Source organism: Bradyrhizobium sp. HKCCYLR20261 (genome assembly GCF_051168435.1).
GTDB lineage: Bacteria > Pseudomonadota > Alphaproteobacteria > Rhizobiales > Xanthobacteraceae > Bradyrhizobium.
In genome coordinates this window covers 22,222-49,000 of record NZ_JBNPUZ010000016.1, presented here as the reverse complement: position 1 = coordinate 49,000, position 26,779 = coordinate 22,222, and the positions used below count along the sequence as shown (strand labels likewise).

The 26,779-nt window shown below is 66.9% G+C and carries 15 protein-coding genes; 7 read left to right on the top strand and 8 right to left on the bottom strand.

Translation table 11 applies throughout. The features are described from left to right. Window positions 1–17 precede the first annotated feature (17 nt). Together ACQR1L_RS27770 and ACQR1L_RS27765 are read right to left on the bottom strand one after the other, a co-directional pair. Window positions 18–3,170, bottom strand: a complete 3,153-nt coding sequence (locus ACQR1L_RS27770; RefSeq protein ID WP_434861104.1) for an efflux RND transporter permease subunit — start codon at window positions 3,168–3,170, stop codon at window positions 18–20. After that, a complete protein-coding gene (locus tag ACQR1L_RS27765) occupies window positions 3,163–4,167 on the bottom strand; it encodes an efflux RND transporter periplasmic adaptor subunit (protein WP_434861103.1) in 1,005 nt (334 codons plus the stop codon). Before ACQR1L_RS27765 ends, ACQR1L_RS27770 begins: the two co-directional genes overlap by 8 nt. A 766-nt stretch (window positions 4,168–4,933) precedes the next feature. Here ACQR1L_RS27765 and ACQR1L_RS27760 point away from each other — a divergent pair. The 7 genes from ACQR1L_RS27760 (at window position 4,934) to ACQR1L_RS27730 (ending at window position 16,959) form a co-directional block, all read left to right on the top strand. Further along, on the top strand, window positions 4,934–10,243 hold the full coding sequence (locus ACQR1L_RS27760) for an AAA family ATPase (RefSeq protein ID WP_434861102.1): 5,310 nt from the start codon (window positions 4,934–4,936) through the stop codon (window positions 10,241–10,243). Between the two features lie 34 nt (window positions 10,244–10,277). Then, window positions 10,278–11,738: an SUMF1/EgtB/PvdO family nonheme iron enzyme gene (locus ACQR1L_RS27755; RefSeq protein WP_434861101.1), complete on the top strand. Its 1,461-nt coding sequence runs from the start codon at window positions 10,278–10,280 to the stop codon at window positions 11,736–11,738. A 9-nt stretch (window positions 11,739–11,747) separates the two neighbouring features. Beyond that, complete coding sequence (locus tag ACQR1L_RS27750; RefSeq protein WP_434861100.1) at window positions 11,748–12,359, top strand: DUF4399 domain-containing protein; 612 nt, start codon at window positions 11,748–11,750, stop codon at window positions 12,357–12,359. 676 nt (window positions 12,360–13,035) lie between these two features. Then, the gene (locus ACQR1L_RS27745; protein ID WP_434861099.1) at window positions 13,036–13,314 is read left to right on the top strand and encodes a PepSY domain-containing protein; all 279 of its coding nucleotides are present in this window, start codon (window positions 13,036–13,038) and stop codon (window positions 13,312–13,314) included. Between the two features lie 4 nt (window positions 13,315–13,318). Further along, complete coding sequence (locus tag ACQR1L_RS27740) at window positions 13,319–14,104, top strand: cytochrome b/b6 domain-containing protein (protein ID WP_434861098.1); 786 nt, start codon at window positions 13,319–13,321, stop codon at window positions 14,102–14,104. A gap of 559 nt (window positions 14,105–14,663) precedes the next feature. Then, entirely contained in the window at window positions 14,664–15,005 is a 342-nt protein-coding gene (locus ACQR1L_RS27735; RefSeq protein WP_434861097.1) for a cupredoxin domain-containing protein, read from the top strand. A 100-nt stretch (window positions 15,006–15,105) separates the two neighbouring features. Further along, window positions 15,106–16,959: an outer membrane beta-barrel protein gene (locus ACQR1L_RS27730; RefSeq protein WP_434861096.1), complete on the top strand. Its 1,854-nt coding sequence runs from the start codon at window positions 15,106–15,108 to the stop codon at window positions 16,957–16,959. 414 nt (window positions 16,960–17,373) lie between these two features. Here the strand turns inward: ACQR1L_RS27730 and ACQR1L_RS27725 are convergent, their stop codons facing one another. From ACQR1L_RS27725 to ACQR1L_RS27700, 6 genes are all read right to left on the bottom strand, one after another. Beyond that, the gene (locus ACQR1L_RS27725; RefSeq protein ID WP_434861095.1) at window positions 17,374–18,162 is read right to left on the bottom strand and encodes a TonB family protein; all 789 of its coding nucleotides are present in this window, start codon (window positions 18,160–18,162) and stop codon (window positions 17,374–17,376) included. 25 nt (window positions 18,163–18,187) lie between these two features. After that, a complete protein-coding gene (gene exbD / locus ACQR1L_RS27720) occupies window positions 18,188–18,637 on the bottom strand; it encodes a TonB system transport protein ExbD (protein WP_434861094.1) in 450 nt (149 codons plus the stop codon). A 5-nt stretch (window positions 18,638–18,642) separates the two neighbouring features. Then, window positions 18,643–19,884 carry a tonB-system energizer ExbB gene (gene exbB / locus ACQR1L_RS27715; RefSeq protein ID WP_434861093.1) on the bottom strand — a complete coding sequence of 414 codons (1,242 nt, stop codon included), beginning with the start codon at window positions 19,882–19,884 and terminating at the stop codon, window positions 18,643–18,645. A 666-nt stretch (window positions 19,885–20,550) separates the two neighbouring features. After that, window positions 20,551–21,240 carry a Fe2+-dependent dioxygenase gene (locus ACQR1L_RS27710; RefSeq protein WP_434861092.1) on the bottom strand — a complete coding sequence of 230 codons (690 nt, stop codon included), beginning with the start codon at window positions 21,238–21,240 and terminating at the stop codon, window positions 20,551–20,553. A 42-nt stretch (window positions 21,241–21,282) separates the two neighbouring features. Beyond that, window positions 21,283–23,814, bottom strand: a complete 2,532-nt coding sequence (locus ACQR1L_RS27705) for a TonB-dependent receptor (protein ID WP_434861091.1) — start codon at window positions 23,812–23,814, stop codon at window positions 21,283–21,285. Between the two features lie 427 nt (window positions 23,815–24,241). After that, window positions 24,242–26,635, bottom strand: coding sequence for a TonB-dependent siderophore receptor (locus ACQR1L_RS27700; RefSeq protein ID WP_434861090.1), 2,394 nt, complete (start codon window positions 26,633–26,635; stop codon window positions 24,242–24,244). Window positions 26,636–26,779 lie beyond the last annotated feature (144 nt).

Sequence of the window (26,779 nt, the reverse complement as noted above, 5' to 3'; positions counted from 1 at the left end):
TGTGCTCACGACCACGATCAGCTCGCCCCGACATCTCCGTGGGCCTGCACGCCGCGCGCGAACCGTCCGAAGCGCAGCGCCAGGGTCGGGAGCACCAGCAGGTTGAGCGCCATCGACGTCAGGAGGCCGCCGAGGATGACGATCGCCATCGGTCCCTCGATCTCGCGGCCGGGCTCGCCGGCGCCGAGCGCGAGCGGCAGCAGGCCGAGGCCGGTGACGAGCGAGGTCATCAGGATCGGCACGAGGCGGTCGGCGGCGCCGGCGATCGCCGTGTCCAGGCTCCAGGGGCGGCCTTCGACCACGACCAGGTGCTCGTAGTGCGAGATCATCAGGATCGAGTTGCGCAGTGCGATGCCGAACAGTGTGACGAAGCCGATCATCGAGCCCAGCGACAGCACGCCGCCGGTCACGGCGACCGCGATGACGCCGCCGACGAAGGCGAAGGGCAGGTTCAGCAGCACCAGCACGAGGTTGCGCCAGTGGCCGGTGACGAACGACAGCAGCAGCACGATGCCGATCGTCGCCAGCAGCGAGTTCATCAAGAGGTCGCGGCGTGATCTGGCCTGCGCCTCGGCCGCGCCGGTGAACTCGACATGCGCGCCCGGCGGCAGCTTCACCTCCTTGGCGACCTTTCGCTTGGCCGCAGTGACGAAGGATTCGAGATCGCGCTCGGCGACGTTGGCGGTCACGGTCTGCACGCGCTGGCCGTTGCGATGGAGCACGATGTAGCGGCCGGCGGTGCCGTAGACGTCGGCGACCTGCTTGAGCAGAATGTAGGCGCCGCTCGGCGTGCGGATCGGCATGTTGCCGATCTCGGTCGGCCGCGCGCTGGCATCGGGATCGAGCTTGACGATCACGTTGAACACGACATTGCCTTCATAGGCCTGGCCGACGACGTCGCCCTGATAGGCGGTGCGGATCAGCTCCAGCACCTCGACGGCATCGAGCCCCCATGATTGCAGATCGGTCGGGCGCAAGGTGACGTTGACCTGCGGCATGCCCGGCGGCGATTGCTGCTGGATGTCGACCGCGCCCCAGACCTCGCCGAGCTCGCGCGCGATGTCGCGCGCCGCGCGCTCGAGGTCGTCGAGATCGGGACCGTAGACGTTGATGACGACGGCGGCATTGAAGCCGGACAGCGTCTCCTCGATGCGCTCCGTCAGGTAGGTCTTGATCGAGACATTGATCCCGGCGAAGTCGGCCAGCGCGGCGCGGATGCGCCGCTCGGCGCGCTCCTGGTCGTCGCCCGACAGGCCGGGCTTCAGGTCGACCTCGATCTCGCTGGAATGCGTGCCGGCCGTGTCGACGCCGGCTTCGGCGCGCCCGGCATGCTGGGCGACGCTGCGCACCTCCGGCACGGCACGCAAGGCATCGGCGATGAGAGTACCAAGCCGCAGCGTTTCATCCAGCGACGTGCCCGGCAAGGTCGAGACGTGGACGATCAGATGACCTTCCCGGAGCTCCGGCAGGAAGGTGCCGCCGAAGAACGGCACCAGGCCGGCGCCGCCGAGCGTCACCAGCAGGGCAGCCGCAATGACTAGCTTGGGGAATGCGCTGAGGCGCCGCAGCAGCCGCTCGTAGTGACGGCGCGACCAGCGCACCAGCGGCGGCTCGCGGATGTCGCGCGTGGAGCGGCCGGCGAGCAGCAACATCGACAGTGCTGGCGTGACCGTGAGCGCGATGATCAGCGAGGCCAGCACGGCGAGGATGTAGGCGATGCCGAGCGGGCCGAACAGCCGGCCGGCGAGGCCCGGCAGCGCCAGGATCGGAACGAAGACGAGCAGCACCGCGAAGGTGGCGTAGGCGACCGCGCCGCGGACTTCGAGCATGGCATCGTAGACCACGCGGGTCTCGCTGCGCGGCGACGGCAGGCTGCGGTTCTCGCGCAGCCGGCGCACCACGTTCTCGACCCCGATGACGGCGTCGTCGACCACCTCGCCGATCGCGATCGCAAGGCCGCCGAGAGTCATGGTGTCCAGGCTCTGCCCCATCCATTGCAGCGCCAGCACGGCGGAGAACAGCGACAGCGGGATGGCGGTGCAGCTGATCAGCGACGTGCGCCAGTCGTAGAGAAACAGCAGCAGCACGACGATCACCAGCGCGCCGCCGATCAAGAGCGCGACCAGCACGTTCCGTGTCGCGGAGTCGATGAACGTCGCCGGGCGGAACAGGTCGGCGTGCAGCTTGACCTGTTCGCTCTCCAGCGCGGGGCGCAGCTCCTGCAGCGCCGCCTCCACGCGCGCGGCGACGTTGCGGGTGTTGGCGCCGTATTGCTGGCTGATCATCATCATGATGCCGGGCTGGCCATCGATCAGCGCGCCGCCGATCGGCGGCTCCGGCGCGTTGACGATCGTTGCGACGTCGCCGAGCACGACGCTGGCGCCGCCCTGATGCAGCAGCACCGTGCGCGCCAGCTGGTCCGGCGTCAGCGACTGCCCCTGCGTCTGCAGGATGACGCGCTGATTGGCGGTGTCGACGAAGCCGGCGCCGCGCACGCCGGTGGCCTTGCGCGCCGCCGCCACGACATCGTTCATGCCGACGCCGAAGCGGACGAGATCGTCGGCGCGCACCTGAACCTGCAGCGACCGTACGTCCCGGCCATAGGTGGTGATCTGCGCGACACCGGGCACGGCGAGCAGCCGCCGGCTCACGGTCCAGTCGGCAATGGTGCGCAGATCCATCAGCGAGCGCCGCTCTGAGGTGAGGCCGATCGCGAGCACCGTGCCGGCCGCCGGCACCAGCGGCGTCATCGCCGGCGCGCGGACGCCCTGCGGCAGGCCGCTCGTGATCACCGTGAGCCGCTCGGTCACCAATTGCCGCGCCTTGAAGACATCCGTGCCGGGCTGGAAGATCACGGAGACGACGGACAGGCCCTGGATCGATGACGAGCGCATGCTCTCGACGCCGGCGAGGCCGTTGATCGAGGTCTCGATCGGCTGGGTGACGAGCACCTCGACCTGTTCGGGACTGAGCCCCGGCGCCTCGGTCTGGATCGACACCTGCGGTGGCGCGAACTCCGGGAAGACGGCGTATTTGGCGCTGCCCAGCGAAAAGATGCCGTGAATGAGGATGGTGCAGGCGAGCGCCAGCATCATGCCGCGAAAGCGGATCGCGAACGAGACCAGCGCGGCCTGCGGCCCCGTGGCGGCCGCACGGATGCCGTCAATCATCGTCGCCGCCGCCGCGCAGCTCGCTCTTGGCTTCCTCCGACAGCAGCACCTGCGCGCCGCGCATCACGATTTCCGAGCCGGGCGGAATGTCCTGCACGACGTAGTCATCGTCCGAGATCGGCTGGTCGGTGCGGATCGGATGCCGCCGGAAGGTCTCGGGACCTGCGCGCAGATAGACCCAGGCGCGTCCCTGCCATTGCACGATCGCGGTGTCCTCGACGAATACGCCCTGATAGGCCTTGCCGGAGGGAACATAGGCCGTCGTGTTCATGCCGGGCAGCAACCCGCTGTCGCCGGCCGCGACGAAGTAATAGCTCACGCCCTGGATGCGCGGATCGGTGCGCGGCGCGGGCGAAAGGTAGCGCAACTCGATGTTGGCGTTGCGCGTCGACGCCTGGGCCAGCGCCAGGCGCGGCGGCTCGGATAGGGTCACGCCGGGCGGCAGCGTGACCTGCACCAGCAATTGCTCGCGCTCGATCAGTTGCACCACCTGGGGCGAGCGCTCGATGATGCCCTTTCCGATCACGGCGCCCCATTCCTGCCGCGCGGTCGCCACCAATGTCTTCACTTGCGAGTCCGCTGCGGCGAGCGCGGCCTGATCGGTGCGGAACGTGCCCTCCGCCGCCTCGGCGTCCTTGCGCGGCATGGCCGCCGACTGCACGAGGTCGCGGGCGCGCTCGAAGGCGAGCCTGGCGACGTCGAGCCTGGCCTGGGCGGTCTGCAGTTGCGCCTGGGCGTTGGCGTAGTTGTTGGTCAGGTCGGTCAGCCTGGCGACGTCCAGAACGGTGCCATAGGCCCGGAACTGCTCGGGGTGGGATTCCCTGGCCAGCACCGCCGTCTGGAGGCCGATCTGCTTCTGCTGCGTCGGGGACAGCTTGACCGTTGCGGGCTCACGCGCCGTGCCCGACGACTGCGCCCGGGCATCCGGCTGCGCCGACAGCAGCGTCAGAAATGCTGCACTGCATGCGGCGGCCGTTCTCATCCGTTGCCAAATCATGCAGTCCCGGCCCATCGATCGGGGACGTCTGAACGACGTTGATGTCTTTGCAATGACTGCTACTTCAGCTTTCGGGGCGTTTCAAGCAGGGCCCTGCTGTCCAGCGCTCGGCTTTCGCGGCCACGCGTGCGGTCCGTGACGGCCGGATGTCCTTCCCGACGCGCTCCTTCGGGAAGACCGCTCGCCCGACCGGGCCGCGTTGCTTTCACCCGGCGCCAAGCTGAAGACGCGATGCGCTCGTATTTGTGGCGCTGTACTTGACGCGAGGGTCGCATGCGCGACGGCGCGATGGCTGAACCTTGGCGACGGCCGCGCGGCGGCGTGGACATCGTGCCTTGGTCAAGCGTCACGTCGCCTCGTCTTGAGCGTTAGAAGTATTCTTAGACACATTCTAGCGTATTCGCGCGCAACCTGAGCTTGCCGCTGCGATTGCATGTCGCCCCCGACAAAAACTGCAGACTAACAGGGTTGTTAGAAGAGATTTTCCGCAGCAAACGACCCGGGATTTTTTTCCCGAGATCCCCGCAAGAACGAGAATCGTCACATTCATCTACCTGTCGGGTCATTGATGTGACCTACCTTCGCCATACGCCTCCGCAACGAGTCGGGAGTTCCATCGACGTTGCAGCGAGGAAAGCTTGTCCAGTCTGAACCCACTCTCCGATCGCCCGGCGCGCCGTGATCACGGGCGGGGCCATCCGTGTCGGTCAGCCGCTCGCCGACCTCAGGCCACTGCCGTAGCCGAGTTCAGAAAAGGATCTGCACGATGAGCCAGCTGGTGAATATGCGGCCGAATGAGGCCAAGGCGAGCGAGTCCGCCGCGCAGGCCACGATCGGCGATCACGGCATGCGGCTGCTTGGTGCCCTCGGTGCAAGTGCAGCGTCGTCCCTGGACAACCCGGCGGCGGCAGACGCCTGGCAAGACTCTTGGCAAGGCTCCGCGAATGACACGCGGACGGCCGGCGAGCCGCTGCAGGAGGTCCTGGGCGGTCTGACGGAGATGATCCGGGCGGAGACATCCCCGCTCGAGCGGCAGCCGGATCACCCGTTTGCCGATGATCACGGCTTGGCCCTGGACCAGGGTGAGATGGAGCACCTGCCCGGCGTGGTGCTCAACACCTTCGATGTCGACGGGCCGGTGTGGCTCGCCGTCGAGGCGCTTGCAGCGACCGAGCCGCCGGCGATCGATGCCGATCTCGACGCCTGGGTCGAACTGTCCTCGGATCCGGATCGCCGCCCATCGCCGCGGGACAGCATCCTGGTGAAGGTCGACGAGATCGAAAAGAACCGCCTCACCTTCGCCCGCCACGCCCGTCCCGAGGATTTCTCGCCGGCCGCAGCTCTCGGCGTATGGACCGGACGGCTGCGCCTCGAGCAGCGCCCCGATCTCTTGCAGCGGATCGAGCGCTACGTCTCCGGTCCCTGGACCGCATGGGCCGACACCGAGCGCAAGCGCCGCCGGACCATGGCCATTCATCAGCGCCTGCGCGAGCTGGCGGCGGCATCGGCTTCCGATCCTGCGCTCGAAATCATCTGGGGCATCGGCTTGTCGTCATGGCGGCAAAGCGGCCGCGACTACGAACTGCCGCTGTTCGAGCGCGCCGTGGAGATCGAGGTCATTGCGCGCCCCGATGCCGAGGTCCGGGTGCGGCCGCGTTTCGTCGGCGCCACTGTCAACCGCAAGGCGCTGGAGGCGATGGTGCCCGACGCAGCGCTTGCGTTGGCCGATAGGTCCGACCGACTGGTCGAGGCGCTCGAGCAGCGCGGCGAGCTGTCGCCGTTCACGCCGCTCGATCTCGAGCAGATCATCGGCGCGGTCGGCGTCCAGACCGGCCACAAGCCGTCGCGCGCGGCGGACAGCCCGATGGCGGACGCCTCGGACGCGGCCATCGCGAACGGCCGCTGGACCATCTCGGCGCGCCGGCGGCCGGATGTCCGCGCGCTACGCGACATCGAGAGCCTCAAGACGGCGGTTGCGCACGCGCCGCAGAGCGAATGCTGCTTGACCGGCGCCGTCGGCGCCCTGCTGATGCAGTCCGATGGACGAGGCCACGCCGCGGCGCGCCGGCATCTGTCGGGCATCGTCGGCGGCCCGATCGACATTGCGCCGCCGCCGAAGCCCGTCGCCGTGGAGCAGGGTGATCTGTTCTTTCCGTTGCCGGCCGCTCCCGAGGACGTCGAGATCGTACGCGAGCTGTCCGGCTCGGACGGCCTCGTGCTGCAGGCCGCCGCAGATGATGACCGCATCGCCGCGCTCGTCAACGTCGTCTGCCATCACCTCGCGCTCGGATCGCGCGTGCTCGTGGTCTCCAGAGACGAGACCGCGCTCGGCTTGCTGCATGAGAAGCTGCCGCCGCCGGTCCGCGAGCTGACCGTCAGCTCGACGGGCTCCGACAAGGACGTGCTCAGAAAAGCCGAGGCGCTGGCGGGCCGGCTGCAGTCGATCCTCGATGCCGCGAACCTGCGGGATCAGGTCGCGCAGATCGGCCGGCTGGAGCGCGACATCATCTCGAAGCGCTCCCAGATCACATCGCTCGACGACGAGATCGCGGAGATCGTCAGGCGCAACCTGCGGCTCACCGGCGGCTTGCCGGAGCTGCCATTCGATCTGTTCAAGGGACTGGTCGGCGAGCCGCATGCCTATGGCTGGTTCAAGGATCGGCCCAAGCGTCTCATCTCGGGGACGGACGCGCTGGTCGCCGCGGTCGACAAGGCGCGCGAGGCGCGACAGCGTCTTGGCGATCGTCTCAAGCATATCGACGACGAGTTGCCGGAGACCGCGGCGCTTCCGGATACGGCGGCGATCTTGCGCCTGCATGAGGAGCTGCGTCATCAGGCAACGATCACGTCCGACAACGGGCGCGACGAGGATCTCGCGCTGGATGCGATCGCGACCTTCGGGCTCGACGCGACCGGCCGGCTCGCGACAGACCTCGATGCGCTCGCCGCCGGCCATCGCGCCATTGCCGCGGAAGCCTGGCTCGGCCGGCTGTCACCGCTCGCGACGTCAAAGACCGACGGGCCCGAGGGGCTCGACAAGGTGGTGGGCTGGGCGCGTGATGCCTCCTTCCAGCTCTCACGCACTGCCGAATTCGCCCGGCGCCAGGTGCAGGCGCCGGTCGAGGCCTTCACCAAGAAGGACGCCATTCGCGTGGTCGAACGGCTCGCGGCCGGCGAGAAGCCGTTCGCGCGGTTCACGCCGTCGCGCCGCGCGCTGAAGACCGCGGTCGATGCCATCACGCTGGACGGAGCCGCGCCATCGACGCCGGCCGATTGGAGCTACGTCGCCCGCTTCCTGCTGTGGCGCCACGACCTGCATGCGCTGCGCGCGCGCTGGACGTCGATCGCGATGAAGATCGATGCGCCGGCGCTGCAGCTGGAATCGGCGCGCGCCTTCGATGATCTCGAGCAGATCGTCAAGAGCGTCGAGGTCGCCGTGGTGACGGCGGCGCTTGCGGTCCGCAACGTTGTCGATGCCTGCCGCAAGCTGTCGATGACCGACAGCGAGGTTGCCGCGATGGTGGCGGATGTGCAGCGGCCGGCCGCCTTCGGCGCGGCCATTCGCACCGTCATGACGCGGGTGTCCGGGCCGTTGGTCGAGCTCGCGCGGCTCGGTGAATTGTTCGCCGGAGCCGGCGAACTCGCGGCGACCGTCCAGGCCGACGTGCTGTCGCTGGTCGGCGATGCCGAAACGGACGCGCAGGAGCTGGCGGCGCGGTGGTCGGGAATCCTCGCCGCGGTGGAGACGATCCGCGGCAACGAGACCGACTACGAACTGGTCAGGACGGCGTGCCGGATGGCCATCGCGGCGGGCGCACCGAGTCTCGCGCAGCGATTGCGGTCCGTGCCGGCCGAAACGGACACCAAGGATACGACGAAGGCTGCTGCGAAGCATGCTCTCAAGGAAGAAGCGACACTCGCGGACTGGGTGAGCGCGTGGAATCTGGCGGTCCTCAAGCGGATCGAGAATCCCGAGGAGCGCCAGCTTCTCCATGATCTCGCGGCGCAGCGACTGCGGCTCGAGAAGCGATCCCTGGCGTTGTTCGAGGTGGTGATCGGCGCGCGCATGTCGCTCGGTATCGCGCAGAATGCCAGCGGCGCCGTCCGGCAATCGCTGAAGCGCTTCCGCGACACGATGCAGAAGATGGCCTCGGCCTGCTCCGGCCCGACTGCGCGCCGTCTGCGGATCGCCGCTCGCAGCTCCTTCGAAGGCTGGCTGGAGGAGATCCCCTGCCACATCATGCCGGCCTGGCGCGTCGCCGAACTGCTGCCGGCGCGGATCGGTACCTTCGATCTGCTGGTCGTCGACAGCGCTTCGCGCTCGGATGTGCGCGAGCTCGCCGCGATGCTGCGCGCCCGCAAGGTCCTGATCAGCGACGAGCGCCGTGATGCGGCCGCGATCGCAGCCCGCAGCGATCGGCTGGCCCGGCGCGGCCATGCGAAGGCGCTGCGCGACATGCCTCCGGCCTTGCGCCGGCTGCTGATGCCCGGGGCCTCGCTGCGCGATCTTGCCGAGATTCTGTTCCCGGAGCGGATGATCGAGCTGCGCGCGCGGCCGATTCTCGTCGAGGCGGCTGCCGCGCCGACGCCGCTCCTGATCGACGAGCCGGCGAAGCCGGCGGAGGCTTCCGTCGCCGAGCGGCCGCGGCCGGTGCGCGCGCCGGCGCCGGCGCAGGCACCGAAGCGGCGCATGGCGCCGCGGCCGATCAGCACGACGCATACGCTCGAAGAGGAGATCGCGACCGTCGCGAAATATCTCTCGATGGCCCGTCGCGGCGGCTCTGACAGCGCCGCGCCGCCAAGCCCTGCGCGCGACCGTGCGGCCCCGCAACCGAACGAGGCTCGCGCGACAACCGCGAAGCCGTCTCCGGAGCTGCGCGTGTTGCGCCAGCGTCCGCGGCGTCCGTCGGCGGAGGAGATCAAGTCCGCGCCTGCGACGCCGCCGGCGTTGCCCGAGCTACCGATCGCCGTGAAGCCGGCAGCGAGCGAGCAGCGCGCGGTGCCCGCGGCCGAGGCGCCGATCGTGGAAGCCGCCCGCCCGTCGGAGCCCGCGCCGCGCGAGGTTGCGCCGGTGGTGACCGCCGCAGAGGGCGCAGTGACGCCCGCGGGCGCCGAGCCGGCGGAGCCCGTCAATGCAGGCAATGCGAGCGTCGCCAAGCCCATTGCCGTTGCTGTCGTGCCGGAGACCAAACAGCCCGAGGCGACAGCTCCCGCGGCGCCGCCCGAAGAGATCAAGATCCATCCCTCGCTGCTCGAGACAGCCTTCAAGTCGGAGCAGAGCGCCGCGGTCACGCGCCGTCGTCTGCCCAGCCGGCATGTGCTGGCCGTGGCCGCGGCGGGGCTGCTCGCGATCATCGGTGCAGCGGTTTCCTGGGAGCGCGCGTCGGAATGGGTTCAGGTGTCGCTGAGCGGCGCGACGGCGGCTCTGCCCAACGAGCCCGGTCCGCGCAAGGTCAATGCCGAGCGGATCATGCCGGACGGCAAGCCTGCGGTCGCTGCGGCGGCCGAGGAGCCGACCACGGTCGGCATGAGCGTGCCGGTCAGCATGCCCGGTCAGGCATTCCTCTATCACGAGGATCCGCAGGATCCGAAAGGCAAGCGTTTCCCCGGCAAGGTGACCTGGTCCGTCGAACCCAGCAGGGGGCCGCGGCTCGATGCGGCGCCTGCGATCAAGGGAGAAATCGAGATCGAGAATGGCACCAAGGTCACGCTCTCGCTGCGGCGGAACGCGGACATGGAGATGCCGGCCAGCCATATCATGGAGCTCAAATTCGACGGACTGGATCAGTCGGTGAGCGGCCTGACGAGCCTGCGGGGCATCGGCCTCAAGGGTGAGGAGTCCGAGCGCGGCACGGCGCTGGTGACGCAAACCGCCCGGGTCACGCCGAAATTCTTCATGGTCGCGCTGTCCGCCAACGACGTCGACACCAAGCGCAATCTGATGCTGCTGAAAGGCAAGCAGTGGTTCGACATCCCGATCGTCTATGAAGGCGGCAATCGGGCGCTGCTGTCGATCGAGAAGGGAGCCGACGGCGACCGCGTTTTCAAGGACGCGTTCGCGAGCTGGGGTCAGTAAAGGGGCTGGGGGCCTCCACCAAGGCGAGGACAGCATGAGCGAGAGTTCAGCGTTGCAATGGCTGCGGGCTCCCAGGCTCGCCGAGGATGCGCTCCCGCCGGATTCGCGCGCGGTCGCCTGCCGGCGCTGCGGCCGCACCGTGGAGGTCTCGCTCAGCCCGATGCGTCCGCCGAGCTTCCAGCGCGTCGAGGATCAGGTCGAGTGCCCCGAGGTGCAGGAACGCTGGACCGGTAACAGCCAGGGCGGGCTGTTGCTGATGATGTGCGGCGCGCTCGAGCAGTCGCTCGACGCCGAGTGGGGCGCCGGAGAGCCGGAGCGCGTTGTTCACGCCGAACCGCCGCCCGAGCTTGCGCCGGTGCGATCGCGCAGCCTGCCCGTGCCGGCGCCGTCTGTGAGCGATGGATGGGACGATGATCAGGACGACGCGGCCAGCGGCGGCTGGTGGCGGACGCTGTTCGCACCGTTTGCGGGCACGCGCAAGAAGCTGGTCCGCGGCGCGATCGGCATCGTGGTTCTCGCCATCGTGTTTCTCGGCGGCGTGATGCTGCCGCTGCGTCAGATCAAGCTGCTGATCCAGCCGCCGCTGGGACTGACGGGATCGTCCACCGCGCCGCGCGAGGCGCAGTCGGCGGCGCCGCCGCCGTCCCCGCGTCGAATCCTGGTCGAGACCGCGCCGCAGGACTCCACGCGCTCGGCATCGAACTCATTCGCGCCGTCGCGGCAGGCTGCGACGGGCATGGAAACGGCGCCGGCGCAGCCGCCCGAGACGCTCGCCGCTCCGCGCGCGCTGCCGCTCTCCGAACCCGAGCCGAAGCTGCGCGTGCCCGAACTCGTGACCGTGGCCGGCGGAAGCTTTGCGATGGGCGGTGACGACGAGTCCGAACAGCCCGTCCATCAGGTGAGCGTGCGGCCGTTCTCGCTCGGCAAGCACCCGGTGACGGTCGGCGAATGGAAGCAGTGCGTGGCGGCTGCGAGCTGTCCGGACATCGCCACCGGTGCGGATGATCGTCCCGTGACCAATGTGAGCTACGACGATACGCAGGCCTATCTCGCCTGGCTCTCCAGGGCGACCGGCAAGTCGTTCCGGCTGCCGACCGAGGCCGAGTGGGAATATGCCGCGCGGGGCGGCCAGCGCACCCGCTACTGGTGGGGCGATCGCATGCGCCAGGGCATGGCGAACTGCAGGGGCTGCAACGGCCCGAACGAAGCCGATCAGGATCAGCCGCCGAAGATCGGCAGCGTCCCGGCCAATCCTTACGGCCTTTTCGACATGGGCGGTGGTGTCGGCCAGTGGGTCGCTGACGCCTGGCACAAGAACTACAAGGGCGCGCCGAATGATGGATCAGCCTGGATGGAGGAGGGCAGCTATGCCCGCGTCATCCGCTCCGGCTCGTGGAAGAACGGCGCGTCCGACGCGCGCGCCGGGAGCCGCGACCGCTACGACGGGCGCATCCGGCATCCCACCCTCGGCTTTCGTGTTGCGCTGTCACCATAGGAGATCCGCATGCTGCCGACGATGCCCGCGCGCCTCTGCCTGATCATGACCCTCGCCGCCGCACTCGCGCCACCGCTGGTGGCGGCCAAGGGCACCAAATCCCCGAAGGATGCCCGTGTCTACCTGATTTCGCCGGCGGATGGCGAGACCGTCACCGGGCCGTTCATCGCCCGCTTCGGGCTGCGCAACATGGGCATCACCCACGCCGGCGACGAGTTCGCCGGCAGCGGCCATCATCATCTGCTGATCGACGTCGACGACACGATGCAGGCCGGCGAGGAGATCCCGCGCGACAAGAAGCACATCCACTATGCGGCGGGCGAGACCGAGGCCCGGATCGAACTGTCGCCCGGCAAGCACACGCTGCAGCTCGTCATGGGCGACTCCAAGCACCTCAACTTCGATCCTCCCGTGGTCTCCGAGAAGATCATGATCACGGTGGCGCGCCCAAACGGTGAGCAGGAGGCGCGCGCGACCCGCAGCGTCAACCCGCGCAGCCGCCTGCAGAGCCGTGCCGCGGCTCCGCTCGAGCTGCAGTCTGCGCCGGAGCCGACCGCGGACATGACCAAATCTCCGGAGAGCTCCGACTTCATCAGCCGCGTGCTGACCGGAGCGAAGTGACGGCGCCCGCGACCGGCTGTTTTCTCCCATGATGCGCGGCCGTCTGCCGGCCGCCTGATCGACGTCCGGCGATGTGCAGCGCACATCGCTCTCGGGCGTGCTTCGATATGCGATCTGCGTCGCGTGCGCACATCCGTGCGACGATTGACGGATGGCGCGCGTGCGCATCGCGAACGTGAGCATCGTTTCCTCAGCCCGAGAGATCGCCAGCTGATCAGCTCTGAGAAAAAATTTTCGAGGCGTAACGTCGCAGCTTTGCGGCGTTCGGCGCCCTTTTCGCCGCACCGTCGACACAGCCGCAATCCGGCAGCAGTGTGGTGCCGTCGGCGCCGCCGGACACGCTTCGCGGTGAGCATCGCGCGCACGCCTTACGCGCGGCCCTGATAGAGCCTTGCGATTCAATGTCAGTTGCAAGGCGCCGGGGACTGCACGGTGATGCGACGACAGACACATCTAAAACCGGCGGTCATGCCGCGAACTCACCTGTAACGCAGTTCGGTCCGCCTGCCAGCAACAATGCGGCCGCATACGGACAGATTGCGGCTCGGCTCGCATCTCCGGCGTCAGCCGCGGCCGATCGCGGCGTCCAAGTTTCGTTGAAATCTCCCTCCCTTTGTAGGACTGCGCATTGAGCGCTCCAGGCGCCGATGGCGCAGACTTCGAGGAGGATTTGATAATGAAGCTCATCAAGATCATGGTCGTTGCTGCGGTGGCAGGTCTCGCATCGGGCTCCGCTGCGCTCGCCGACGGCTACAAGGATTGCACCAAGCTCGACAAGGCGTCGTGGAAGACCACCGCCGAGGCCGAGGCGAAGGCGAAGGCCGCGGGCTACGAGGTTCGCCAGACCAAGATCGAGGGCTCCTGCTACGAGGTCTACGGCGTCAAGGGCGGCAAGCTGTTCGAGCTGTTCTACAGCCCCGAGGATCTGTCGCTGAAGCACACCAAGGCGAAGTGATCTGATGATCACGCGTGACGCAGGTCCGGCGCAGCGAAGCGTTGCCTCCGAGCGGCCGGCGAACCCACGTTCGGGGACCGTCGCAATCTGGGACCTTCCGCTCCGCGTCTGGCACTGGGCCCTTGCGGCCTTCGTGCTCGTCGCCTGCGTCACGCCCAATACGTTCGACCGTCTGCACCGGCTGGCGGGCTATGCCGTGATCGGCCTGCTCGCCTTCCGCCTGATCTGGGGCGTGATCGGCAGCCGCCATTCGCTGTTCGCGCGCATCAGCCTGAAGCTGCGCGCGGCGCCCAAATACATCGTCAACATCCTGCGCGGCGAGACAGGGCGCTATCTCGGTCTCAACCCCGCGGGCGCAGCGATGCTGGTCGCTATGCTCGCTCTCCTGATCGTCTCGACGGTCAGCGGCGTGATGCAGGTCTCGCAGCGCTTCTTCGGCGTCGGCTGGATCGAGCAGGCCCATGCGCTGTCGTCGAACGCGATCATCGCGCTGATCGCCGTGCATGTGCTCGGAACGGTCTGGATGAGCGTGCTGCAGCGGGAGAATCTCATGCGTGCCATGGTCACCGGACGCAAGCGCGTGCCGGGCATCGTGCGCGCCGATCCGGCCACGGTCCGCAGCCGTAGCGCGGAGCTCACGCCGGTTGTTGCGCGCGAGGAGGAGATATCGGTCGTGCCCGATCTGCCGCCGCAGCGCGCGGCGCCGCCGCCTGTGACAGCAAAGCCGATCCCTGCGCGCATGCCTCGCACGCTCAGCGTCCACGACAAGCGGCTCGGAGTCGGCCGATGAGACGGTGCGCATCGGTGGCGTGCGCCCGCAGGCGTCCTGGCGGTGCAGGACGGCGTTTGATTTCGCTGCTGGTGCATGCGCGGCTCTCAGGCGCGCGTGCCGGTGATCGTCCGGTCCCGCAGGATGCGAACAGCCCGCGTGACCGCGAACGTCTTCGCGCATCCCGCGTGCCTTCGGTGCATTGATCGGGCCAAGGTCCTGGCTAAGCCGGCGTGCGCCGAGCAGACGTCTGTTGAAGAGATCATCCCGGTTGGGATCGACAGGCGATAGCGGTGTTTCGGACCAGCGCGGCCTGCACGCGCACGGACTCCGGCGCACGGCGCCTTCGTGCACATGACGGCCGTATGTCCCGCAACTGATCGGGGGCGTGTTCGTTATCGCGCATCAACTAATAAAGATCGCGCGGTTTGTCGCACACAACGAGTTTGTCAAATTTCGACACGGTAAATTGCCGCATTCGGGAATTTATAGTCGTTCTACGATGTGTCGGAGGCGCGTGAAGACAGACGCGCCTTTGTGAGCTCCGCCACACGACGAATTCGGGACAGGGACATTCATCATGACGCTCTTCGAAAAAGCACAGGCTGCAGCCGCCGTTGCGCTGTTGGCGACCGCGTTCGCTCTGCCCGCCCGGGCGGCCGAGACGACGATCGAGATTTCCGTCAAGGACAACAAGTTTCAGCCGGCCGAGATGAAGGCGCCGGCGGACACGCCGATCGTTTTCAAGGTGAAGAACCTGGATGGTGCGCCCGTCGAGTTCGAGAGCGAGCCGCTGGAGTTCGAGACGGTGATCAAGCCGAACATGGAGGGGATCGTGAAGATCAAGGCGCAGAAGCCTGGCCGCTACGAATTCTTCGACGACTTCCATCAGGGCAACAAGGGCACGCTGATCATCGAGTGATCCGATTGTCGACGGCCGCGTCGTCGTGAGGCGAGAACGTCTCGCGCCGCCGCGTCCGCCGCCCTGCTCAGGTTGCTGGCCGCGACGGAGACGAAGCTTTTTGGAACGGAAAGCACGAGAGACGTCCGATTCCAGGCGTGGCATTGGTTGGGTCTCGCTGCGTCAGGAGGAGACGGCCGCGTTCGCCGTGCTGCTCGTGACGTTGGTCGGCGGGGCGCCCGCGCTCGGCCAGACCGTCGTTCCCGGCACGCAGGCCAGCGCCTATGCAGATCCAGGGACCACCGAGGGCGGACCGGTGGTGGTCATTCCCGGTCGTCGCCGCCAGCCGGCGCGGCCCGCCAACGGCAACGGTCCGCTGGTGATCCCACAGGTGATCGTCGCGCCGGGTGGCGCCGAGCCAGAGCCAAAGGCGGCGACGCAGGTCGAGGAGCGACCGCGACCGAAATCCCCGATCGATGCCGGCGCGGGCGCGCTTCCGCAGGCTGCACGCCGTGAGCCGCAGCCCCGCCTCGCTCCCGTGCGCAACGGATTCTTCGGCGCGCCATCGGCGGGTCTCTTGGTCGGCGGCTGCCTGTCGACGCCGGGCCGGCTGTCGATGACCAACGTTCCCAATCGCTGTCTCGATGCGCTGGCCTTCGCCGTGAGCCCTCCGCCCGCCACGCGAGGTGTGCTGCCGCGCAATCTTCCACCGATCCCGCGGCAGGATGCGCAACCGATTCCGCCCGTTCTCGCCGACAAGCCGAAGATGCGGCTGCCGCCGGTCAATCGAGGACAGAAGCCGCAGGAGCCGCAGCCGCAGGCACCGCCGATGATGGAGGAGGACCCTTTCGAGCCAAAGGGCATCACGGTCGGCAACTTCATCCTGAAGCCTGCCTTCGAGATGTCCTCCGGTTTCGACAGCAATCCCGGGCGTGTGCCGCAAGGCAAGGGCTCCGCCTTCGTCAGCGTTGCGCCGGTCCTGCTCGTGCGCTCTCAGTTCGAGAGGCATCTGCTCAACGCCGATGTGCGCGTCGGCTATATCGACTATGCCAAGCTCCGGCAGCTCTCGAGGCCCACCGTCGACGCGAAGGTGAATGGGCGCTACGACATCACCGATACGTTTGCGCTCAACGGCGAGGGCCACGTTGTCGTCGATGCCGATGATCCCGGCACGCCGCGCTTCGCCGGACGCTTCGCCAGGATTCCGCTGGCGTCGACCGTGGGCGGCTCCGCCGGTCTGACCAAGCGGTTTGAGGAGGTCGAGATCTCGACCAAGGCCGCCATCGACCGCGTGGCCTTCCAGAACGCGCCGCTGATGGATGGCCAGATCGTCAGCAATGCGGACCGCAACTTCGTGCAGTACGGTTCGCAGAGTCGCGTCACCTACAATCTCACCCCGGAGATTCGGCCCTTCGTCGACGTCGCCGTCGATCGCCGCGTGCACGACATCGCCGTCGACGCCGAAGGCTTTCGCCGCGACTCCACCGGCACCGCGGTGGAGGCAGGCGTCACCTTCAACTATGCCGACACGCTGACCGGCGACGTCGCCGTCGGCTATCTCGCGCGCCGCTATCAGGATCCCATGCTGAAGCCGGTCAACGGCTTCATCGCCGACGCCAACCTCACCTGGCAGTATGCCAAGGAGACCGCGGTCATGCTCGGCGCCAAGTCGCAGGTCGTGGAGATCACCGAGCCCGGCATCTCCGGCGTGCTCAAGCGCGACGTCACCGTCGGCGTCGAGCACCAGTTCGAGCCCTGGCTGGTCGGCACGTTCCTCGCAGGTGTCGGCCAGGACGCCTTCACCGGCACCACCCGCGTCGACAACCGCTATCTCGTCGAAGTCGGCATGCTCTACAAGTTCTCCCGCCTGCTGCAGCTCCGCGCCAGCGTCCGCCGCGAGGAGACGCGCTCGAACTTCAAGGAGAACAATCTCTCGGCCACGGTGGTCCAGGTCGGCGCGAGGGTGCAGTACTAGTTGGCGGAGCCGGTGGGCTCGTCGTCTTTATCCAGCAAATCGGATCAGACCGAGGCCTCGCGCTTCGAGACGCCCGCCTTCGGCGTGCTCCTCAGCGTGAGGAGAACGAGTCCGGGCACGGCAACGCCAAAGTCGCTCCTCTCCATGAACACGCCGTGGCGTGCTTATGGTCGGCGTGCAGTGCCGCCCGGCTTTTGACCCTCATGGTGAGGAGCGCCGCGCCGAGTGCGCCGATGTGAGGTGCGATCGCCGCTCGCGGCGCGTCTCGAACCATGAGGCCACGATCGGAGCCTCCCGCCGAGACGCCCGCTCAGCGCTGGCTCTTAGCCCGCCGCAACCCCTCGCAATGAAAAAGCAGCGCCCGCGGAATCGCAAGCGCTGCCCAGTCTGCAGATGCGCGCACAGAGCGCGCGACTACTTCTTCTGATTGAAGTTCACGTCGAGGCTGAAGCTGAACTGATCGTCGGTCAGCCCGGCGGGCGGCGCCGGCACCGGGTCGGAGCGGCGGATCATCGCCAGCGCCGCGGTGTCGAACATCGGGTCACCGCAGGACTGCATCACGGAGGCCGACATCACCTTGCCGGCGCGGCTCAGCACCAGCGCGACCTTGACGGTGCCGTTGTGCTTCTTGCCCTCCGGATATTTCTTGTGCAGCTCGAAATAGGCGCTGATCTTGCGGCCCCAATCATTGGTCAGCTTCTGCTTGTCCTTGCCCATGCCGGGATTCGGCGCCTTGGCGGTCTCGGCTGGCGGAGCCGCCTCGTCGAGGGATTTGCGAGCCGACTCCTCCTGCGCGGCCGACGCGACGGAGGCTTCCGCCTGCTGCTGCGCCTGCTGCTGCTCTTCCTTCTCCGGCTTCTTCGGCTCGTTCATCGTGACGACCCGATCGGCCTCCTCCTCGGTTTCGGTCGGCTTGTCCTTGACCGCATCGGACTCCTTGACCTCGGCGGTCTGCTGCATCTGTTCCGGCGCGGCCTCGGCCGCATCACTGTCGGGGCCGGGCGGAAGATCGTTGTCCTCGACCTGGGGCGACGCCATCTCGAGGGCGAACTCGGCGCCGGCGGCGCCGAGGCCGCCTTCTTGTTCATGGCCGCTGAGATGAACGACCGCGAGAGCGGCGCCGCCGCCGTGCAACATCACCGCGCCGATGGCGGCTGAGATCCACAAGCGGCGCGACGCTCCTTGATACTTGTGTTCGACCATTCTTCACTTCCGTCGTTACAGGGGGTCAGTGTGCAGCCTGCGCGGCTGCCTGTGAGACGCCTTCGACCGTGACCAGCTTGATCTTCGGATAGCCGCCGGTCCGCAGCAGTTCCATCACGTCCATCAGTTCGCCGTAGGCGACGCCGCGGTCCGCCCGGAGAAAGATGAACTTGTCCTTGGCGGCGTCGGGAATGTGCTCGAGCGTGCTCACCAGGCTCGCCCGCTTGACCTGCTCTTCGCCGACGAACAAGGTCAGGTCCGGCTTGATGCTGACATAGATCGGCTTGTCCGGCTTCTTCTGCGGCGTCGCCGACGAGGTCGGCAGATCGACGGGCACGTCGACCGTCGAGAGCGGCGCCGCCACCATGAAGATGATCAGCAGCACCAGGATCACGTCGATGAACGGCGTGACGTTGATGTCGCTGGATTCGCCGAGATCGTCGTCGCCATCGGCTTCCGAAAGAGAGACCGCCATTGCGCTTACTCCGCGGCCAGCGCCATCGGAGGCGCGGAGTGGACGTGGATCGGCTCGAAGCGGCTGTCATGCGGCGTGTGATGGCTTTGGCCGCGATCGAGATCACGTGACAGCATGCGGGCCGTGGCGCCGGAGGACCGGTTGACGAGCTCCATGTAGCCCTTCGTCACCCGCGTGAAGTGGTTGTAGATGATGACGGCGGGAATTGCGGCCACGAGGCCGATGGCGGTCGCGAGCAGCGCCTCGGCAATGCCGGGAGCGACGACCGCGAGGTTCGTGGTCTGCGATTTCGAGATGCCGATGAAGCTGTTCATGATGCCCCAGACGGTGCCGAACAGACCGACGAAGGGGGAGATCGAACCGATGGTGGCGAGCAGTCCCATGCCGGTCCGGCAGCGGCGGCCTTCGGCGCGCACGATCTCCGAGAAGCTCGACGCAGCGCGTTCGTTCACGCCGTGAGACGGCAGCTCGGACGACAATCTGATCTCATGCATGGCGGCGTCGATCAACGCGTTCAGCACGGTCTGGCGCGAGCCCAAAGCGAGCTTCGCTTCGGACAGCCAGCGGACGTTGTCCACCTTCCGCAGCGCGCTGCTCAGCTTGCGGCGCAGGATGCCGAACTCGATGGTCTTGGCGATGAAGACGGTCCAGGTCGCGAGCGAGGCGAGTGCAAGGCCCATCATCACCGACTTCACGAGGATGTCGGCGGCGAGGAACATCGACCACGGCGACAGGTCGTGGGGCACGTGCGTGGCCGCCTGCGTCGTGGTCTGGGCCGGCTTGTCGGCCTGCTCCTTTGCCTTGTCGGCTGGCGACGCGTCGGTGACGGCCTCGGTCGCGGTCGGCGCGTGTGCGTCGGCTGCAGCCGAAGGGGCCGCGGGCGGCGTCGTCGCCGCCGGCGCGACGGCTGCGGCTGGCGCTGCCGCGGTCGTTGCGGGCTGTGTCGCCGCGGCTGCCGGAGTCGCCGCCGGTGCCTGACCGGTGGTCACGGGCTTCGCTGCGGCGGGCTGTGCCTGCGCCGTGCTGTTAGCTGTGGCGGCACTGACGGGCGCCTGGGCTTGCGCGACCGTCGCTGCCGGTGCTGGTGTGCTCGGGGTGCTTCGCGCTGCGGGCGCCGTCGCAGCAGTCTGTGGCGCAACGGCAGCCTGGCCAGGTCTCGGCGAGGTGGACGGCTGCTCGGCGTGCGCCATGGCGCCGGCCGAAACGGCTGCGATCACCGCTCCGACATGAAGAACGATCCTGAACATGTTGCTGCACACCCCTAGTAGTTAAACTTGCGGTAATGTTTCACGGCGCAACGGGGCTGATTTGAGACGCTGCCTTGACTCAAAGCGGGTTCATCAATGTCGGCAATCAAGTCCGTGCGTGCGATGCGATGTGCGAGAGCATGCCGTGCGGCTAGCGGATCGTCGCTTGAAGGCGCTCCTCGTGCACTAACTATCTGAAGTTTCTAATCTGGAACGATTCGAAGGATGCCGGTTGCCACCAATGCGGCCTGCCGATCACGCAATTGCCGCCGTTCGGACTTCCATCAATTCTAATTAGTCGTGGCCGCGGAAAACGATCAGCGTCAGCTTAGCAGCGGTCCGGCGGCGAGATCGGCGCGGATGCGACCGATGTGGATGATTCGGTGCGCAAGTGATCGAAGCGGGTGACCGCGCTCACTGTTGCATGCGGGCGGGCGACCGACGATGCGACACATCGACTGAAGCGCTGAAGGACAATCGCGCGCGGTGCGGTTCGGAGGGATGCGCAGATGATCGACGGCCGTGCTGATGATCGACCCGATGAGGACAGGGGCTCGGCTGTCGAAGCGGCAGGGCCGCGCGCGAAAGGAACACGGATCGGCGAGCCGAGGCTCCTGAGCCGCGGCTCGCTCGCAGAGGATCCTGACGCGCCGGTGAGAGCCGGGCTCAGACCTCGGCCCAGTAGCGGATCAGGTTGTGATAGAGGCCGGTCAGGCGAACCATCTCCGGATCGTCACGTCCCAGACGCTGCGACAGGCCCTGGATGGTCGTATCGAGATCGAAGATCATGCTGCGGGCGAGCGGATCCCTGATCATGCTCTGCAGCCAGAAGAACGAGGCGACGCGGACGCCGCGCGTCACTGGCGTCACCATGTGCAGGCTCGAGGCGGGATATAGCACGAGGTCGCCGGCCGGCAGCTTCACCTCATGCGAGCCGTAGAGATCCTCGATGACGAGTTCGCCGCCATCGTAATCCTCGGGCTCGGAGAGAAACAGCGTGACCGAGAGATCCGTGCGGATGCGCAGGCCGGTGAGCTTGTCGCCGCGCACGGCGTTGTCGACGTGAATGCCGAAATGATGTCCCGACTCGGCGCTGTAGCGGTTGAACAGCGGCGGGAAGATCTGCTGCGGGATGGCGGCGGCGAGAAAGCGCGGATTGGCGGTCATCGCCGAGATGATGCGGTGGCCAAGCTTGCGCGCCACCTCGCTGTCGGGCGGCAGCTGCTCGTTGCGCTTGACCATGGCCGACTGGGCGCCGGCGGTCGAACGGCCGTCCTCCCAGTCGCTTTGGTCCATGATGCGGCGGAACTCCGCCACATCGTCTTTGCTCAAAATACCGGGGACACAGATCAGCATGAACTCAACTCGATGATGTGCCCCGGCTCGCTTGCGCTGAGGTCAGAACCGTCCCGAAACGACGATCGATGCGCTTCGTCCCGGACCGACCAGCGAGAACGGCGTGGCACTCTGATAGAATGCGTCGTAGTAGAGCTTGTCGAAGATGTTGGCAACAAACACCTTCGCGGTCCAGTTCTTGTTGATCTTGGCTTCCGCAAAGGCATCGAAGCGCCAGTAGCTCGGCAGCTCCGTGCCCTGGTTGGCTGCGAGCCATGTGCCGCCATAGATCTTGGAGCGGTACACGGCCTGGCCGCCGATTTCCCAGGTGTCGTTGAGCTGGTACTTCGTCAGCAGGCTGAACGACTGGTGCGCGGTGTTGGCGAGCTGCAGGCCGACATTGCTCGTGAACAGCGCCGTGTTGGCCGGCGGAATGTTCGACTTCGTCACCTCGGATTCCATCAGCACGAGGCCGCCGAAGATGCTCCATTTGTCGGTCAGCTTGCCGCCCGCCTGCAGGTCGATGCCGCGGATGCGGTAGGCTGCGCCTGCCGACAGACACGGCACGTTGCCGGTGGTCCCGACCGGATAGGGGCAGTCGGCCGTGGCCTGGGCCCTGTTGGCGATGTTGCGCGACTCGCGGGCGTTCTCCTTCTCGGTCTGGAACAGCGCGCCGGTGACCAGCAGGCGGCCGTCGAGCAGCTCCCATTTGGTGCCGATCTCGATCGAGGTGTTCTTCTCGGGCCCGAACACCTGGTTGGCGCCGCCATTGGTGACCGCCGAGAGGCCGCCATACGCGGCGTTGAGGCCGTCGAACTCGGCGCCGACCGGATTGGACGACGTCGCATAGGCCGCATAGACGCTGGCATAGGGCAGCGGCTTCAAAGTGAGGCCGACGTTGAAGTTCGGCAGGCCGCTGGAGGCCGCGGTCGAGCCCGGCGTGTTGGCGACGCCGTTGACGGTGCCGAAGCCGTCGACGCGGACGTCGTATTTGTCGTAGCGGACGCCGCCATTGAGGATGACGAAGTCACGATAGTTGACGCTGTCGAGCGCGTAGACGCTCGCGGTGTCGATCTTGATGTTGGTCGGGAACTGGCCGAGCGAGGGAATTCCGAACGGCAGGTTGGTGAACTGCGGGTTGAACACGCTGACGTTCGAGAGCGATCCGTTGCCCGCGAAGGCGAGGCCCTGCTGCTCGGATGTCAGACCGGTGTAGCTGTTGATGATGGCCTTTTCCTGCGAGACCTCGAGGCCCGCGACCAGCGTGTGCTTGAACGGGCCGGTGTCGAACTTGTAGGTCGCATCCAGCTGGTTGGCGAGCACGTCGGTCTGCTGGAAGCGGCTCTGCGGATTGGCCCGGATCACCGAGTTCTGGATCGGATTGGTGATCGTGGGCCCTTCCGGCAGGGTGCCGATGTAGTTCAGGGTCGAGCGCGACACCCGGACCTTGTCGGAGATGGTCAGGTCGGGGGTGATCTTCACCTCGGCATTGAACGAGCCGATGTCCTGGCCGATGCGCTGGAAGTCGCGGTTGACGAAGCCGTACCAGGCGGTGCGCGGCGCGCCGACCTCGGGGAACGGTGCGCCGGCGACCAGATTGCTCGGCCGGTAATACGGAACGCCGAAATCCGGACGGCCCGAGACCTCGCTGTGGATGTAGTTGGCAGCCAGGGTGACGGTGTCGAGCGGCGTCCACTTGGTGGCGATGAAGCCGCCATTGCGGTTGTCGGTGACGTAGTCGCGTCCCGCCACGCCGGCGTCCTGGAACAGGCCGCCGACGCGGGCGGCGAAGGTCGGCGTGATCTTCTGGTTGACGTCGATCACCACGCGCTTGGTCTGGTCGGTGCCGAGCGTCGTGTCCATGTTGTAGAAGCTGTTCTCGGTCGTGGCCTGCTTGGTCACGATGTTGATCGCGCCGCCGGTGGTGCCGCGGCCGGCGAAGGACGACGCCGGGCCGCGCAGGATCTCGACCTGCTCGGTGAAGAAGTTCTCGCGCACCGAGACGCCGGCATCACGCACGCCGTCGATGAAGACGTCGTTGCGGGCGTCGAAGCCGCGGATGAAGAAGCGGTCGCCGAATGCGTTGCCGCCTTCGCCGGTGCCGAGCGTCACGCCAGCGGTGGAGAGCACGGCGGATTTCAGGCTGGTGGAGTTCTTGTCGGCCAGGATCTCTTTGCTGAGAACCGTGACGGTCTTCGGCGTGTTCAGGAGCTTCTCGGGAAATTTGCCGGAGGCCTGCAGCCGCTCGCCCTTGTAGTCGGAGGCGGGGCTCGAATAGGGGTTGCGGTCGGGCGGCAGGTTGCTGACGGGAGCCGCGACCTGCTGCTGCTGTTGCTGGCGGGCGGCGCGACGCATCGCGTCGCGGGCGCGGATCTGCTCCGTGGATGGGCGCGAGGCCGCCGGCTTCGGACGCGCCACCGGCGCTTCGACATTGACGGACGGCAGCGGCGCCTGCTGGGCTTCGGCACTGGAGAACGACGCGACCGCGATCAGGCCGGCCACTGCCGAGACCGTCACGCCCGACACGTCAGCCGGTGATTCCCATTCGTGCCCGCCGGCTCCTCTTAAGCTCCTTGGAAAGACTGCCTTACCCATCTTCGACCACCCCATTCGTTACGCAACTTGACTTGGGTTTTGTGAACCTTGGTCCGCGAGAACCTGGTTCGTTGAACGCCCGCAACGGGCGCGTGCCTGTTGCGAATGCAAGTCAAGAAGCGAGGGAAAGCGGTCCAAAGCTGGTTCCGCTCGTGGCCGGAATGCGAAAAGTTTCCATCCATTTCCGAAAATGGGAGTTGATCCCCGCACTGTCGCCTCACGGCAACAATTGAAACCTCCTGGTTGCGCTGATGTTCGTCATTCAATTCGAGATGGGAGAGCGACGCTGATGTCGAGCCTTCTCTGCGGTTGATTGGGCCTCCGGCGCTCTGTTCAGTCGATCAGTTCGTCGGTCCGTCTCCCGCCGCGCCCGAAGGATGCGGCGGGAGTTTGGCGAAACTGTTTCTGGATCGGGACGATGTCCGGCTCAGAACTTCGCGGTGGTGATCAGATAGAACGCGCGGCCGGGAGCGACCTGCGTGAACGGCACGGCGCTGCGGTAGAACGTGTCGTAATAGAGCTGGTTGGTGATGTTCTGGGCATACACCTTCATGCTCCAGTTCTTGTCGATCTGCTTCTCCACGAAGGCATCGAAGCGCCAGTAGCTCGGCAGCTCGTTGCCGGTGTTGGCCGCGAAGGTGCCGCCGAACACTTTCGACCGGTACACCGCCTGGCCGCCGATCTCCCAGCCGTCGTCGAACTTGTACTTGGACAGCACGCTCAGCGACTGGTGGGCGATGTTGGCGAGCTGCAGGCCGTTGTTGGAGGCGATGCCGCTCTGCGTCACCTTCGACTGCATCAGAACCAGGCCGCCGAAGATGCTCCAGCGATCGGTGATCTTGCCCTCGGCCTCGATGTCGATGCCCTGGATGCGGTAGGCGGCACCCGAGGTCAGCAGTCCGTTGACGGTCTCGCGGGCGTTCTCCTTCTCTGTCTGGAACAGCGCGCCGGTCACCAGGAGATGGCGGTCGACCAGCTCCCATTTGGTGCCGATCTCGGCGCCCTTGTTGCGCTCCGGCCCGAGGATGATGGTGCTGTTCGGCGGAATGCCGCCGTAATCGGTCGCGGTGCCGTCGAGCTCGGAGCCGAACGGATTGGCCGAGGTCGCATAGGCCGCATAGAGGCTGCCGATCGGCAGCGGCTTGAAGACCAGGCCGACATTGTAGTTGATCAGGTCGGAATCGACCGTCGCCGACGCCGTGTTGTTCGACGATCGCATCGCATAACCGTCATAGCGGATGCCGCTGGAGAGGATCAGCGTGTCGCGCCAGTTGGCGGTGTCGATGACATAGGCGCTCTTGCTGTCGACGTCGTAGCGCGTCGGATTGCCGGTCAGATAGGGCACGGTGGTGAACGGCAGGTTGGTATAGGCGGGACTGAACATGTTCTGGTTCTGCAGTCCGCCGCCGGTGGTGCCCTGCGAGCCGAACGCCTCCGAGGTCAGGCCGGCATAGCGGTCGATCGAGATCTTCTCCTTGGAAAACTCGGTGCCCATCACCGTGGTGTGCTTGATCGGACCGGTGTCGTATTTGAACGTCAGATCGTTCTGGTTGGCCCAGTTGTCCACCAATTGATAGCGGCTCTGCGCGCTGGCGTTGAAGAACCACTTGGTCGGATCGGCGTTGGCCGTTCCGGCCACGCTCGCATTCGGCAGGGTGCCGATGTAGTTGAGCTCGGAATGCTCGCCGCGCAGCTTGCTGGTGAAGGTGACGCTGTCGCTGAGCTTCAGCTCGCCCGCCAGCGTGCCGAAATCCTGCCGCGCCGCCTGGAAGTCGCGGTTGAGGAAGCCGTACCAGTTGGTGCGCGGGATGCCGGCCGAGGTTGCAGGGATGTTGCCCTGCTTGTAGAACGGCACGCCGAAATCCGGGTAGCCGGAGAGATCGGTGTGGACGTAGTTGGTCGTGACCTTCACCGAATCGTTCGGCGTCCATTTGGTCGAGATGAAGCCGCCCCAGCGATCGTCGGTGACGTGGTCGCGCCCCGCGACATTGGCGTCCTGGAACAGGCCGCCGGTGCGCACCGCAAAGGTCGGCGAGATCGTCTGGTTGACGTCGAGCGTGACGCGCTTGGTCTGATCGGTGCCGAGCGTCGATTCGGCGTTGTAGAAATTGCGGTCGCCGGCCTGCTTGGTGATGATGTTGATGGCGCCGCCGGCCGTGCCGCGGCCGGCATAGGCGGATGCGGGCCCGCGCAGGATCTCGACCTGCTCGGTGAAGAAGTTCTCGCGCACCGACACCGCGGGATCGCGGATGCCGTCGATGAAGATGTCGTTGCGCGCGTCGAAGCCGCGGATGAAGAAGCGGTCGCCGAACGCGTTGCCACCCTCGCCGGAGCCGAGCGTGACGCCGGCGGTGGAGCGGCCGACCTCCTTCAGGGTGGTGATGCGCTTGTCCTCCATCACCTCCTTGCTCATCACCGTGATGGTCTTCGGCGTATTGACCAGCTTCTCGGTGAACTTGCCGGAGGCGACGCGGTCGACCTTGTAGGGCGCGGCGGCGTCGGCATACGGGTTGGCGTCCGGCGGCGTCTGCGGTCCGGTCTGGGCCGGCGGCTGCTGCGGCGGGCGCGCGGCGCGGCGCAGCGCGCTGCGGGCGCGGATCTGTTCGGCTGACGGCCGCGATGGCGCGGGCTTGGCGCGGGCGGTCGGCGCCTCGACGGTGACGGAGGGCAGGGGCGCCTGCTGCGCCTCGGCGCCGGAGAACGAGGCGACGGCGATCAGTCCCGCGACCGCCGACACCTTGACTCCGGATACGTCAGAGGAGGGTTCCCCCCGAAGCGCGGGGCCTCCGCGCAAGCTCGCTGGAAAGACAGCTCGACCCATACTCACCACCCCAATGGTTGCTCAAGGACTGAATTGTTGTTCGTGAGGTCTGCAACTGGCTTGTTCCAATTGCGAACCTCTCTCAACAAGGCCGTGAATTTGGGTGAAAGGTCGTTACATCCGTGACTGCACTAGGACGATATT

Bases quoted from the DNA above. Each gene is read 5' to 3' on its own strand.
- ACQR1L_RS27770 (WP_434861104.1), bottom strand. From the start codon at position 3,170: ATGATTGACGGCATCCGTGCGGCCGCCACGGGGCCGCAGGCCGCGCTG.
- ACQR1L_RS27765 (WP_434861103.1), bottom strand. From the start codon at position 4,167: ATGATTTGGCAACGGATGAGAACGGCCGCCGCATGCAGTGCAGCATTT.
- ACQR1L_RS27760 (WP_434861102.1), top strand. From the start codon at position 4,934: ATGAGCCAGCTGGTGAATATGCGGCCGAATGAGGCCAAGGCGAGCGAG.
- ACQR1L_RS27755 (WP_434861101.1), top strand. From the start codon at position 10,278: ATGAGCGAGAGTTCAGCGTTGCAATGGCTGCGGGCTCCCAGGCTCGCC.
- ACQR1L_RS27750 (WP_434861100.1), top strand. From the start codon at position 11,748: ATGCTGCCGACGATGCCCGCGCGCCTCTGCCTGATCATGACCCTCGCC.
- ACQR1L_RS27745 (WP_434861099.1), top strand. From the start codon at position 13,036: ATGAAGCTCATCAAGATCATGGTCGTTGCTGCGGTGGCAGGTCTCGCA.
- ACQR1L_RS27740 (WP_434861098.1), top strand. From the start codon at position 13,319: ATGATCACGCGTGACGCAGGTCCGGCGCAGCGAAGCGTTGCCTCCGAG.
- ACQR1L_RS27735 (WP_434861097.1), top strand. From the start codon at position 14,664: ATGACGCTCTTCGAAAAAGCACAGGCTGCAGCCGCCGTTGCGCTGTTG.
- ACQR1L_RS27725 (WP_434861095.1), bottom strand. From the start codon at position 18,162: ATGGTCGAACACAAGTATCAAGGAGCGTCGCGCCGCTTGTGGATCTCA.
- exbD (WP_434861094.1), bottom strand. From the start codon at position 18,637: ATGGCGGTCTCTCTTTCGGAAGCCGATGGCGACGACGATCTCGGCGAA.
- exbB (WP_434861093.1), bottom strand. From the start codon at position 19,884: ATGTTCAGGATCGTTCTTCATGTCGGAGCGGTGATCGCAGCCGTTTCG.
- ACQR1L_RS27710 (WP_434861092.1), bottom strand. From the start codon at position 21,240: ATGCTGATCTGTGTCCCCGGTATTTTGAGCAAAGACGATGTGGCGGAG.
- ACQR1L_RS27705 (WP_434861091.1), bottom strand. From the start codon at position 23,814: ATGGGTAAGGCAGTCTTTCCAAGGAGCTTAAGAGGAGCCGGCGGGCAC.
- ACQR1L_RS27700 (WP_434861090.1), bottom strand. From the start codon at position 26,635: ATGGGTCGAGCTGTCTTTCCAGCGAGCTTGCGCGGAGGCCCCGCGCTT.